This window comes from Enterobacter sp. 01-M-02-SI-ECC (assembly GCF_047530595.1).
Lineage (GTDB): Bacteria > Pseudomonadota > Gammaproteobacteria > Enterobacterales > Enterobacteriaceae > Enterobacter > Enterobacter cloacae_M.
Map to the genome: position 1 here is coordinate 21608 of NZ_JBLKCZ010000031.1, position 12087 is coordinate 33694.

Here is a 12087-nt window from a genome sequence, read left to right on the forward strand (position 1 = left end):
AGCCTCGCTTCTCAGATGAAGTGCTTACGCAAACGTTGAGAGAGGAAATCCAGCAGGCTGACGGTGACGATGATGAGCACCATCAGGGCGCAGGTTTGCTGGAACTGAAAACCGCGAATCGCTTCCCACAGGGTGACGCCAATCCCGCCTGCGCCCACCATACCGACCACCGTCGCGGAGCGGACGTTGGACTCAAAGCGGTACAGGGAGTAGGAGATCAGGAGCGGCATAACCTGCGGCAGGACGCCGTAAAGGATCTCTTCGATTTTATTGGCACCCGTGGCGCGGATGCCTTCCACCGGGCCGGGCTCAATGGCTTCGACCGCTTCAGAAAGCAGCTTGGAGAGCACGCCGGTGGTGTGGATGAACAGTGCCATCACGCCGGCGAACGGACCCAGGCCAACGGCGACCACGAACAGCATCGCAAAGACCATTTCATTGATGGCGCGACAGGCGTCCATCAGGCGACGCATCGGCTGGTATATCCACCACGGCACGATGTTTTCGGCGCTCATCAGGCCAAAGGGAATGGAGAGAACGACGGCAAGGGCGGTGCCCCAGACGGCGATTTGCAGGGTGATCGCCATTTCGCTGAGGTAATCCTGCCACTGGCTGAAGTCCGGCGGGAAGAAGTCGGCGGCGAAGGTCGCCATGTTGCCCGCGTCCTTGAAGAGCAGCAGCGGATCCATTTCCGCGCCCTTCCAGGAGATAACCAGCACCGCCAGCAGGATGGCCCAGCTTATGAGCGAGAACCAGCTGCGCTTCGGCGGCGGGAGGGTGATGGTTTGCATGTTGGCTCCTTTGGGTTTAGTCCCCTCTCCCACGGGGAGAGGGAGAAAGGCACTACTGCACCGCTTTATTCACGCTCGTCATCGCACCGAGCGCGGCGGTCAGGCGATCGAGGTCTTCCAGCTGTGCCTCAATTGCGGCCACTTTGCTGGTCTTCTCCTCGTCCTTCAGCCCTTTGTTGTCCTTCACGCCCTGCATCTCTTTAAACAGCGCCAGCTGGCGAATCGGGACCAGCTGCAGGTCGCTTGACGGGCGGAACGGTGCCCAGCCCAGGCGCGCCAGGACCGCTTTCTCTTCCGGCGTTTTGCCATAGGTCATAAAGAAGTCGTACACCTTATCTTTGGTGTTTTCGGACAGGTTTTTACGCCAGACGATCGGGTCGCCCGGGATCAGCGGCGATTTCCAGATAACCTTGATCTCTTTCAGCTTGTCCGGCGCGGAAGTTTTCAGCTTGTCGAGGTTCTCGGTGTTGTTGGTAGCAACGTCCACCTGCTTGTTGGCCACGGCCAGAGCGTTGGTTTCGTGGCTGGCGTTCACCGTGCGTTTGAAGTCGCTGGCGGAGGCGTTGTTTTTGGCGAAGACGTAGTAGCCGGGGACAAGGTAGCCGGAGGTGGAGTTCGGGTCGCCGTTGCCGAAGGTCAGCTCTTTGCGTTTGGCGAGCATGTCGTTGAGGTTGTTGATCGGGCTGTCTTTATTCACGATCAGCACGCTCCAGTAGCCCGGGGATCCATCTGCCGCGACGGTCTGGGCAAAGACCTGGCCGTTCGCGCGGTCCACCGCTTCCATGGCGGAGAGGTTGCCGTACCAGGCGATGTCCACTTTATTAAAGCGCATCCCCTGGATGATGCCCGCGTAGTCCGGGGCGAAGAAGGCGTTCACTTTGATTCCCAGCCTGGTTTCCATATCTTTCAGGAACGGTTCCCACTGAGGCTTCAGGTTCTGCTGTGATTCCGTCGAAATAATGCCGAAGTTCAGCACTTTTTCCTGCTCTTGTGCATACGCCGGGCTTAACAGGGTGCTGAGGCTGAACATGCTGGTAAAGGCCAGCGCGGCAACGGCTTTGTAGCTCATGTACTTTCCTCGGATCGGGTTTAATTAAGCAGCCTGCGCGTTCTCTTCGACGCGGTTAATGCTGCGGTAGAGATGGTCAAAACGTTCGTTATCAAACTGATGGCTCGCGCCATCAAAGAACACATGTCCCTGACGCAGGGCGACAATGCGTTCGCAGTAGCGCAGGGCGTAATCCACCTGATGCAGCGTGACCACCACGGTGATACCGTCGTTCTGGTTAATGTCGCTCAGGGTTTCCATCACGATGCGGGCGGACTCCGGGTCCAGCGAGGCAATGGGTTCGTCTGCGAGAATGATTTGCGCTTTTTGCATCAGGGCGCGGGCAATGGCGACGCGCTGCTGTTGTCCACCGGACAGGGTGGAGACGCGCTGGTGGGCAAAATGCGCCATGCCGACGCGGGTCAGCGCCTGTAAGGCTTCCTGCTTCTGCGAAGGGGAGAACCAGCGCAGACAGGTGCGCCAGAACGAGGTGCTGCCGAGCGCGCCAATCAGCACGTTCTCCAGCACCGTCAGGCGGTTCACCAGGTTGAACTGCTGGAAGATATAGCCCGTCCGGGCGCGGCTCTTGCGGATATCGCTGGCGAGACGCCCCGCGCGCTGCACGGTATTGCCCAGCAGCTCGACGTGGCTTTCCGGCGTTTTATCGCAGGTGATAAGACCGCTTAAATGACGCAGAAGGGTGGATTTACCGGAACCGGATGGCCCCAGCAGCGCCACCATTTCGCCCTGCTGGACGGTCAGATCAACGGCATGCAGAGCCTTATTATGATTGAAGGTCTTGCTCAGTCTCTCGACGCGGATGACGGTTTGCATGTGCTGGGCCTCACGATAAATGTGGCCTCATGCTGGCGCATCAATGTGACATTTGGGTTAAGTCTGGGTTGCGGGAGTTTGAAGAGTTGAGGGGAGTTTGATGACAATCACCGTAGGCCCGGTCAGCGCAGCGCCACCGGGCGCTGTTGCCTGCTGCGCTGCGCTTATCCGGCCTAAGGCGTTTGTTGCTGCTTAACAACGTTAATCATCCACGGCACGCCGTATTTATCGGTGACTTTACCGAAACCGTGTGCCCAGAAGGTTTCCTGCCAGGCCATTTCGATGTTCCCGCCCGCGGCGAGGTTGTCGAACCAGCGCTTGCCTTCATTAACGTCCTGAGTATCGAGTACCAGCGTGAAGCCCGCGTACTGCGCGTTGCTGCCCGGCGGCATCCCGTCGCTCATCATGATATCGCTGCCCGCAATGCGGACGTTGGAGTGAGCGATAGCCGAATCCGGAAATTGCATACCGGACGGACAGCCTTCTTCGCTGTTATCGCTTTTTGGCATTTCGCCGAAGGTGATTTTATAGAGAAGCTCTGCGCCGACGGCTTGCTGGTAGAAAGAAGTGGCTTCTGCACAGTTGCCGGCGAACGAGATGTAGGGACTTAACGGCATAATCTTTACCTCACGTAAGAAAAGCTCGTTAAGTGTAGTTCCCGCAAGCCCGGTAAGCGAAGCGCCACCGGGCGGGTAAATCAGTTCTTTTTCACGAACTCTGATTTCAGCTTCATCGGACCGAAGCCGTCAATTTTGCAGTCGATATTATGATCGCCTTCAACCAGACGGATATTCTTCACTTTGGTGCCGATCTTCAGCATGGAAGAACTGCCCTTTACTTTCAGATCTTTAATCACGGTTACGCTGTCGCCGTCCGCCAGCAGATTGCCGTTCGCATCTTTTACGACAAGTGCATCAGCATCGTGTGATGGTTCGGCATCGTTCCATTCGTGAGCGCATTCCGGGCAGATGAACATGCCATTATCTTCATAGGTGTATTCAGAATTGCATTTTGGGCAGTGTGGGAGTGACATATCGGTATCCTCAAAAAGTGTAAACGCGCTGGAAAGTGCCAGCTAAATGACGGCAGCGTGCCGAAAAAGGCGGCAAGTATAGCGCAAATCCACACGTTTGTCGGTGACATTGTGAATTAAAAAAATGCAAAAAGCGTATCGGGAGTGACACTTCCTGTCAGTCAGTTAAGCGATGCTTACCTCATTAACACGGTGGGAAGAAATGACGCTAAATATATCGAATATTTTATTGCAGCAAATTGCTACGCTCCTTCATTTCGGATAAGGTGAAGCGACACATTGTTATTTATCTCCTGACTTCGCTGCCATCCATATCTTTTGGCAGGGGCGTATTACCTCTCTTTTTAGGTGGGTAAATAATGATGATATATCCTGAAGTTTCTTAAAATTGGGCTACGCTTTTTTCCTTTGGCCTTCAGGCCAGGAGGGGAGCTATACACGCCATGCAAGGATAGTGAATTATTTCTGATTATCATCAATCAGTTATATTTCGGCGAACATGTTTTCCACACGTGATCATATAAGCCTGAACAACATAATTAATACCAGTGGCTTAATAAAAGTAATAAATTTGCGTTAAGGAAAGGCTTTTATCATGCACACACAGACCATTTTTGAATTAAGCCAGGAAGCTGAGCGTTTGTTACAGCTCGCCCTGCAAAACCTTGATACGTTGAAATCAATGCCGACTGCGATGCTGGAGAGCACCGCGGCTGCTATTACGGGTGAAAAGAACAACGTTTTACCTTTGCATTTTAGCGCGCGCGGTGTCGAAGCGCAGCAGGCGATGCTGAATAATGAATTACGAAAAATAACCCGGCTGGAAATGGTCCTGGCTATTGTGGGCACCATGAAAGCGGGAAAATCGACCACCATTAATGCGATTGTAGGGACCGAAGTGTTGCCGAACCGCAATCGTCCGATGACGGCGCTCCCGACCCTGATTCGCCACACGCCGGGCCAGAAGGAGCCGGTGCTGCATTTCTCACATGCCTCGCCCATTGATGATTTGATTCAACTGCTTCAGAAAAAGCTATGCGATTACGATCGCGGAAAGCTGGCTCAGCATCTGGAAATTGATAAAGACATGAATACGCTGCTGGAGCGCATTGAAAAAGGAGAGGCTTTTGAGAAGCATCACCTGGGCGCTCAGCCGATATTTCATTGTCTGAAAAGCCTCAACGACCTGGTGAGACTTTCCCAGGCGTTAGGGGTGGAGTTTCCCTTCTCTGAGTATGCTGCTATCGAACATATTCCGGTGATTGAAGTGGAGTTCGTGCATCTTGCGGGTCTGGATGCTCACCTCGGACAGCTGACGCTGCTCGATACACCCGGGCCGAATGAGGCCGGACAGCCGCATCTGCAAAAAATGCTCAGCGAGCAGTTGTCCCGCGCGTCGGCGGTGCTGGCCGTGATGGATTATACCCAGCTTAAATCCATCTCTGATGAAGAAGTCCGCCAGGCCATTTCCGCGGCGGGAAAATCCGTGCCGCTGTATGCCCTGGTCAATAAATTCGATCAGAAAGATCGCAATAGCGACGATGAAGAGCAGATCCGGGCGATGATCTCCGGCACCTTAATGAAAGGCAATATTTCGCCTGGCCAGATCTACCCCGTTTCGTCCATGTGGGCCTATCTGGCAAACCGCGCTCGCTACGAGATGAGTACCCACGGACAACTGCCGGATCATCACGAGCAACCCTGGGTGCAGGACTTTGCCGAAGCGGCGCTTGGGCGTCGCTGGCGCACGGCGGACCTGGACGATATCGACCATATTCGTCATTCTGCCGATTTGCTCTGGGAAGATTCGCTTTTCGAACAACCGATACGCAAGCTGATTTATGCCGCCTATGCCAATGCCTCGCTTTACGCGCTGCGTTCGGCCTCGCATAAGCTGCTCAACTACGCACAAAATGCCCGGGAGTACCTCGACTTCCGCTATCAGGGGCTGACGGTTGCCTTTGAGGCGCTGGAACTGAATATCGCACGTCTGGAAGAGGATATGGCGCTTCTCCAGACGCGTCAGAGCGTGGTGAGCGATGAGGTGAAACATGAAGTTGAGGAGGCGCTGAACGCCACCGCGGACTTTATGGGAGCGCAAAAAACCGCGCTTAACCAGGCGATTGGCGAGGTGTTCAGCGCTCAGTATATTCTTGATTTGGCTGGCATCGATCGGCAGAACCCTCACGGTGACGAGCCGAACGAGCTGAAGCAGCTGGTTCTGGACGATGAAGGGAAGGCGCAGATCGCGCTAAGTAAAATCCGCTCCTCCTGCGAACGGGTGATGCTGGATGCACAGACGAAAATCTGCCGGGAGCTGGCGTTACGCTTCGACCAGCTTGAATCTACGCTGGCGCGTTCCCTGAACGAAGCCATGCGCCCCATCGAAACGCGTATTAAAGAGCATCTGAGCCATGCGGGTTTTCGGGCGCGAATCAGTTTCCCGGCGTTTCAGGCTCACCAGCTCAACTTCAACACGCGGGCGCTGTTTAACGATGCGATAGCGCAGGATGCCAGCCTGGCAGGTCCGCCATCAGGCGGGAGCAGCATGCGAGAAACTGTCTCTCGCTGGCTCAATAATCCGGGCTGGGGCTGGGATGAGTATGTGGAAACGCGCACGCGCTATGTTATCGATATTGCGCAGCTGCATGACAAATTTAAGCAACATATTGAGCTGTTTTGTGAACAAATACGTAAAGCTTTGTCCGCGCAGGTCGATGTCTCTGTTACGGCAGGAATGGCGACGTTCTTTGCAGAATTTTCGCTGTGCCTGACCGGGTTACAGGAAAGCTTGCGTGATAGCCTCGCAGTACGTCAACAGAATGAGCATTCAACCCGAGCGCTCTGCCAGCTGTTGAAGCAAAGTATTACGACTGCGACGTGGATACAGGAAGATACCCGACTGTTACGCGATGATATTCAAACTCTATTCGCGGCAGAGCAACCATGACAACACCACTACTGGACGGTCCCGGGCGAACGCTGGAGTGTATTAATCCAAAATTTATGGTCGATCTGGTGCAGGGAGTGGACGCGGCGCGTCATCCTCACCTGGGACCACAACAGCTTCAGTTTCGTGAGCGTTTGACTCAGGAAATCATGACGCATACCCGGCTACGCCCCTGGGCGATGGCGGGTATGCTCAATGAAAATGCAGTGCTGCGCCTGGGGCTGGCGGAAAAACTGGCCGGCATGCTTGACCCGGGCCATCTCGCGCTGACGCTGATGGCAGAGAAACTGATTGCTTTGCGCCAGCAGACTCACCCGCGCGCCCAGCAGTCCCCGGGGCTGATGCAGCAGTACGCTGAACTCGCCTCTCATTTTACCCAACGCGCCGCATATAAAGAGAAGGCGCTAACCCAGCGCGGGCTGACGGTGCAGGCGGGTGAGCACAGCGAGCAGATTTTTACCCGCTGGCGGGCCGGGCATTATGATGGCTGGTCGCTGGCCGGGCGCTGTTTTATCGTGCTGGAAGAGCTGCGCTGGGGGGCATTTGGTGACGCATGCCGCCTCGCGAATGAAGATGTGGCGGCAATGCTTAAGGATAACCTGCGCAGCATGGCGGCTAACTATCTGGCACAGGGCATCAATGCGTCCCCCACGACCCGCCATTTCTATCACCAGTGGCTGACAACGCCGGCCTCTCCGGGTTTAATCGATCATAAAGACATGCTGGGCTGGCTGGGGGACTGGTGTCAGGCGGATCAACATCCGGTGAGCTGGTCAGTGACGCAAAACTGGCAGACCGTCGCGCTGGGCATGCCGAGGCTCTGTTCGGCAAAACGGCTGGTGGACGGGATGGTGGAAGAGATTTTTGGGTAAATCCCTCACCCTCTCCCCGTCGGGAGAGGGAATGGTGCGGTGTGTTAATGATTCATTTCTATCGGCTTCGGTTCAGGCAGGGTCTCTTGCATATTCCCGTAGCGTTTCGCATACAGCGCCGTGATGATGGGGACCAGAATCGCGGTGACAATTACGCTCGCGGCAACCAGTGCCGTCGCTGAAGCGGCGACCGGTTCGAAGGCCGGGTTAATTTGGGCGATAATCACCGGGTTTGCAACAGCAGCCCCCGCGGCTGAAGAGGCGGCGACGCCGGCCGTGCCGTTTCCTCCTCCGATTACGCGGTCGGCAATAATCAGCGGAATACCGGTGATGACGATCACGGCGACACCCAGCACAATGCCCAGCAGGCCGGTATCGAGAATGACCTTCAGGTTGATGGTGTTCCCCAGTGCGAAACCGAAGAACGGGATCAGCACCGGCGTGGCTTTGCTGAAGAAATCACGCAGATCGCGGTCGAGATTGCCAAGGGCGAAACCGACCAGGAAGGGCAGGATTGCGCCGACAAAGTGGTGCGGTTCAAACGAGGCCAGGCCAGCAGACCCCAGGATCAGCATCGTCATCAATGGGCCGGACTCCAGAGACATCAACACAAATGCGCCGGACTCTTCTTTCGTTCCGTACTGGTTCATCAGGCTGGCGTACAATCCGCCGTTGGTCATATCCATTGCCGAGACAATCGCCAGGACCGATAAACCCGCAAAGAACCCGGTCTGAATTCCATTCTCCGGAATGAACATCGCGCATATCATTGCCACCGCCCAGGCTACCGCTATTTTGGTTATCACCAGCGTTCCGGATTTCCGTAATACTGTCCCCGTTGCCCGCAAATTAATGGATGCGCCGATACAAAAAAACCAGACGGCAAGAATGGGAACCGTGCCTGTTATCATGCCTTTTGTGAAACCACCGAAATAGGCTCCGGTATCGGGAGCAAGAGTATTCAGGATGGCGCCCAGCACCAGCGGAACCAGCATCATGCCGCCGGGTATACGTTCTATCGTGGCTTTAATCTTCATAGACAAACCTCACATCGGATCCCGCAGGACGGGTAATGGGTGTTAGAAATTAGTCAATAAATTCAATAGATTGCTCGTATTGCTTGCGGTGTTTTTTCGAAAGCCCTGCAACAAAATTAAATGCGTGCTCTCAATTAACCTTTTTCTGAAACACATAAAACGCTGAGTTCGGATTTATGATGCGATCATTGGAATACTGATTCAATGAAAATAAAACATTGTTTTAGTTATCTGCATCACATATTCAATGTAAAACCTGAGGCCGGTTCGTGTTGATGAAAATTTATGTAAACCTGATGTGAATTAACGTGGTTTGTTTTTCCGTTAAGAAAGAAATAATGACGCGCGGGAGGATGTCCTTCAGGTGGGGGTAAGGAAGTGCTTATTTGCATTCCTTGACAAAAATTGGACTGAGTTGACGAGACGCGAAAATATGTGTGAAGTTGATCACAAATATAAACGCTGGTAGGGTAAAAAGGTCACTAACTGCCCAGGCAGGCGTCAACAGGTTCGGTTGTATCGACGTAAAACGTCAATGTAAGTAAACCTGCTACGCTTGAATAAGGCGATTCGCATGGAGCGGATCCCATGGTTCACAGAACGCTAACTGGACTGTGAAACAGACAGGGCCGAGTCAACGAGGATAGCTATGCTGAGAAGGAAAAAGATTAAACCCATCACGCTTCGCGACGTCACCATTATTGATGACGCAAAGCTGCGTAAAGCGATTACCGCAGCCTCGCTCGGTAATGCGATGGAATGGTTCGATTTTGGTGTCTACGGCTTTGTGGCCTATGCGTTAGGTAAAGTGTTTTTCCCCGGGGCCGATCCCAGCCTGCAGATGATCGCCGCACTGGGTACGTTCTCCGTTCCCTTCCTGATTCGCCCGCTGGGCGGTCTGTTCTTCGGTATGCTCGGCGATAAATATGGTCGTCAGAAGATCCTGGCCATCACCATCGTCATTATGTCGATTAGTACATTCTGTATCGGCCTTATACCGTCTTACGCCACCATCGGCATTTGGGCACCCATTCTCCTGCTGATTTGTAAGATGGCCCAGGGCTTCTCCGTAGGCGGTGAATATACCGGTGCCTCGATCTTCGTTGCCGAGTATTCCCCGGACCGTAAGCGCGGTTTTATGGGAAGCTGGCTGGACTTCGGCTCGATTGCCGGGTTTGTCCTGGGGGCGGGCGTCGTGGTGTTGATTTCAACCGTGGTGGGTGAAGATAACTTCCTCGACTGGGGCTGGCGTATTCCGTTCTTCCTGGCATTGCCGCTGGGGATTATTGGCCTCTACCTGCGTCATGCGCTGGAAGAGACGCCTGCCTTCCAGCAGCACGTCGATAAACTTGAGCAGGGTGACCGCGAAGGGCTGCAGGATGGTCCGAAGGTGTCGTTCAAAGAGATTGCCACTAAACACTGGCGCAGCCTGCTGACCTGTATTGGTCTGGTGATTTCGACCAACGTGACCTACTACATGCTCTTGACCTACATGCCGAGCTATCTGTCGCATAACCTGCACTACTCGGAAGATCACGGTGTGCTGATTATTATCGCCATCATGGTGGGTATGCTGTTTGTGCAGCCGATTATGGGTCTGTTGAGTGACCGTTTTGGTCGTCGACCGTTCATTATTCTGGGAAGCGTTGCGCTGTTTGCTCTGGCAATTCCGGCATTCATTCTGATTAACAGTGATGTGCTGGGGCTGATTTTTGCCGGTCTGCTGATGCTGGCGGTGATCCTTAACTGCTTTATCGGGGTGATGGCCTCAACGTTGCCCGCGATGTTCCCGACGCATATTCGCTACAGCGCGCTGGCCGCGGCCTTTAACATCTCGGTGCTGATTGCCGGTCTGACCCCGACGCTTGCCGCCTCGCTGGTCGAGAGCACGCAGAACCTGATGATGCCGGCTTATTACCTGATGGTGATTGCGGTGATTGGTTTGATTACCGGTCTTACCATGAAGGAGACGGCGAATCGCCCTCTGAAAGGCGCAACGCCTGCGGCGTCTGACATCCAGGAAGCGAAAGAGATCCTGCGCGAGCACTACGATAACGTAGAGCAGAAGATTGAGGATATTGACGCAGAGATTGAAGAGCTGCAGAAAAAACGCTCCCGACTGGTGGACCAGCATCCACGCATCAACGAGTAATAAAGAAACCCGCCAACGGCGGGTTTTCTTTTATTAGCATCCGGCAGCGATGTAGTCGCCATTGGCGCTGACGGGGATCACCGTCAGGAACAGCACCGTCGCAAACAGGATCAGGACTATCCCTCCGGCTATTTTGACCGCTGGCACCAGCCATCTTAATGATGCGCTTTCTCCGAACCAGGTCACCGTGCGCTCGCGGGCGTAACGTACAGCCAGGGAAAGCCCCACAATAGAAAGTGCGGTACCCAAAGACATGGTCATGACCGCGGCCACTCCCCAGGTGACAATGCCCAGCGCATTCGAAAACATCAGAATCATGATCGCCCCGCTGCACGGGCGTGCGCCAATTGCCAGAATCACGCCCAGACGGGTTTTCCAGTCGCCCTGCGTCAGGTCTGTACCTACGCTGTGATGGCCGCAGCCACAGTGTTCATCGTGCTGATGAAGAGGCTTGATGGCTGAGATAGACATCCTGCGCGGGCGCAGGCTCTTCAGCGCCTGATAAATGACAAAAGCACCGAATGCACCAATAAGCACTGCGCTTATCTTCTCCACGTACCAGCGGCTGGTACTGATATCTCCGGAGGCGAGGTTAAACCCCACCGCCAGAATAAAGACAAACAGAATGGCGCTGACGCCCTGCATCAGGCTACCCAGGAAGGGGACGACCCGGGCGGCCAGCTCGCTTTCCTTATTGGTGGTCAGATAGGTCGTCACGATGAACTTTCCGTGTCCGGGTCCGATGGCGTGAAGGACACCATAAAGGAAAGCCCCTGTTAACAGCCATAATCCGCCGCTGTACTGGTGGTTATTAAGCTGCAGCAGATACATCACCAGATAGCGGTGCAGCGTAATTTGCGTGGCGAGGCACCACTGGATAAAGGCGTTCCAGTGCGCATGCAGGGTAAAACCGGCAAAGAGGAGTGCCAGCAGCATCACCCCTGCTGTAGGGAGACGCCAGTCGCGGGCGAGGCGTTGTGTGGTCATGAGGGTGGGCCTGCACTGAGGAGAATATTTGCCGCTAGTATAGTTGATCTTCTCGCTCAATTCGTGGGATCGCATCGTGATCCGCTCATGATTGTGGATAACTTTGTGCATAAAAGGGTATAAGGCGGGGTTTTGCTGTGGAATGCAGCAGTCAGTCATTTTTCTGTCATTTAGCGGTTGCGGCCTGCTGAGAACTCCCTATAATGCGCCTCCATCGACACGGCGGATGTGAATCACTTCACAAACAGCCCGGTCAGTTGAAGAGAAAAATCCTGAAATAACGAGTTGACTCTGAAAGAGGAAAGCGTAATATACGCCACCTCGCAACGGTGAGCGAAAGCCGCGTTGCACTGCTCTTTAACAATTTATCAGACAATCTGTGT

Annotated in this window: 10 protein-coding genes; 3 read left to right on the forward strand and 7 right to left on the reverse strand. The window is 54.3% G+C overall.

Translation table 11 applies throughout. The features are described 5' to 3' along the window. Window positions 1-11: 11 nt before the first annotated feature. From phnE to ACMWLG_RS23085, 5 genes are all read right to left on the reverse strand, one after another. Window positions 12-791, reverse strand: coding sequence for a phosphonate ABC transporter, permease protein PhnE (gene phnE / locus ACMWLG_RS23065; protein ID WP_045355277.1), 780 nt, complete (start codon window positions 789-791; stop codon window positions 12-14). A gap of 52 nt (window positions 792-843) precedes the next feature. Further along, entirely contained in the window at window positions 844-1860 is a 1017-nt protein-coding gene (gene phnD, locus ACMWLG_RS23070) for a phosphonate ABC transporter substrate-binding protein (protein ID WP_045402422.1), read from the reverse strand. 24 nt (window positions 1861-1884) lie between these two features. After that, entirely contained in the window at window positions 1885-2673 is a 789-nt protein-coding gene (gene phnC, locus ACMWLG_RS23075; protein WP_045402419.1) for a phosphonate ABC transporter ATP-binding protein, read from the reverse strand. A gap of 173 nt (window positions 2674-2846) precedes the next feature. Then, window positions 2847-3290 (reverse strand): VOC family metalloprotein YjdN, encoded by a 444-nt coding sequence (yjdN, locus tag ACMWLG_RS23080; protein ID WP_045355279.1) that lies wholly within the window; start codon window positions 3288-3290, stop codon window positions 2847-2849. A gap of 80 nt (window positions 3291-3370) precedes the next feature. Beyond that, the gene (locus ACMWLG_RS23085) at window positions 3371-3706 is read right to left on the reverse strand and encodes a zinc ribbon domain-containing protein YjdM (protein ID WP_023310096.1); all 336 of its coding nucleotides are present in this window, start codon (window positions 3704-3706) and stop codon (window positions 3371-3373) included. 595 nt (window positions 3707-4301) lie between these two features. Between ACMWLG_RS23085 and crfC the strand changes: the two genes are divergently transcribed. Both crfC and ACMWLG_RS23095 read left to right on the forward strand, forming a co-directional pair. Beyond that, window positions 4302-6656, forward strand: a complete 2355-nt coding sequence (crfC, locus tag ACMWLG_RS23090) for a clamp-binding protein CrfC (protein WP_045402414.1) — start codon at window positions 4302-4304, stop codon at window positions 6654-6656. Next, window positions 6653-7528 carry a diguanylate cyclase regulator RdcB family protein gene (locus ACMWLG_RS23095; RefSeq protein WP_045402409.1) on the forward strand — a complete coding sequence of 292 codons (876 nt, stop codon included), beginning with the start codon at window positions 6653-6655 and terminating at the stop codon, window positions 7526-7528. The genes crfC and ACMWLG_RS23095 overlap by 4 nt, the downstream gene beginning before the upstream one ends. Window positions 7529-7572: 44 nt before the next feature. Here ACMWLG_RS23095 and kdgT read toward each other — a convergent pair whose 3' ends face one another. Further along, window positions 7573-8565, reverse strand: a complete 993-nt coding sequence (gene kdgT / locus ACMWLG_RS23100; RefSeq protein WP_023310099.1) for a 2-keto-3-deoxygluconate transporter — start codon at window positions 8563-8565, stop codon at window positions 7573-7575. A gap of 649 nt (window positions 8566-9214) precedes the next feature. On the opposite strand from kdgT, the gene proP reads away from it, so the two are divergent. Continuing rightward, window positions 9215-10717 (forward strand): glycine betaine/L-proline transporter ProP, encoded by a 1503-nt coding sequence (proP, locus tag ACMWLG_RS23105; protein WP_045355283.1) that lies wholly within the window; start codon window positions 9215-9217, stop codon window positions 10715-10717. 33 nt (window positions 10718-10750) lie between these two features. Here proP and ACMWLG_RS23110 read toward each other — a convergent pair whose 3' ends face one another. Next, the gene (locus tag ACMWLG_RS23110) at window positions 10751-11704 is read right to left on the reverse strand and encodes a nickel/cobalt transporter (RefSeq protein ID WP_045402406.1); all 954 of its coding nucleotides are present in this window, start codon (window positions 11702-11704) and stop codon (window positions 10751-10753) included. Between the last annotated feature and the right edge of the window lie 383 nt (window positions 11705-12087).

What these genes read in the sequence shown, in the direction of transcription:
- phnE (WP_045355277.1), bottom strand. Translation starts at nt 791, where the DNA reads ATGCAAACCATCACCCTCCCGCCGCCGAAGCGCAGCTGGTTCTCGCTC.
- kdgT (WP_023310099.1), bottom strand. Translation starts at nt 8,565, where the DNA reads ATGAAGATTAAAGCCACGATAGAACGTATACCCGGCGGCATGATGCTG.
- ACMWLG_RS23095 (WP_045402409.1), top strand. Translation starts at nt 6,653, where the DNA reads ATGACAACACCACTACTGGACGGTCCCGGGCGAACGCTGGAGTGTATT.
- ACMWLG_RS23110 (WP_045402406.1), bottom strand. Translation starts at nt 11,704, where the DNA reads ATGACCACACAACGCCTCGCCCGCGACTGGCGTCTCCCTACAGCAGGG.
- crfC (WP_045402414.1), top strand. Translation starts at nt 4,302, where the DNA reads ATGCACACACAGACCATTTTTGAATTAAGCCAGGAAGCTGAGCGTTTG.
- phnD (WP_045402422.1), bottom strand. Translation starts at nt 1,860, where the DNA reads ATGAGCTACAAAGCCGTTGCCGCGCTGGCCTTTACCAGCATGTTCAGC.
- phnC (WP_045402419.1), bottom strand. Translation starts at nt 2,673, where the DNA reads ATGCAAACCGTCATCCGCGTCGAGAGACTGAGCAAGACCTTCAATCAT.
- ACMWLG_RS23085 (WP_023310096.1), bottom strand. Translation starts at nt 3,706, where the DNA reads ATGTCACTCCCACACTGCCCAAAATGCAATTCTGAATACACCTATGAA.
- proP (WP_045355283.1), top strand. Translation starts at nt 9,215, where the DNA reads ATGCTGAGAAGGAAAAAGATTAAACCCATCACGCTTCGCGACGTCACC.
- yjdN (WP_045355279.1), bottom strand. Translation starts at nt 3,290, where the DNA reads ATGCCGTTAAGTCCCTACATCTCGTTCGCCGGCAACTGTGCAGAAGCC.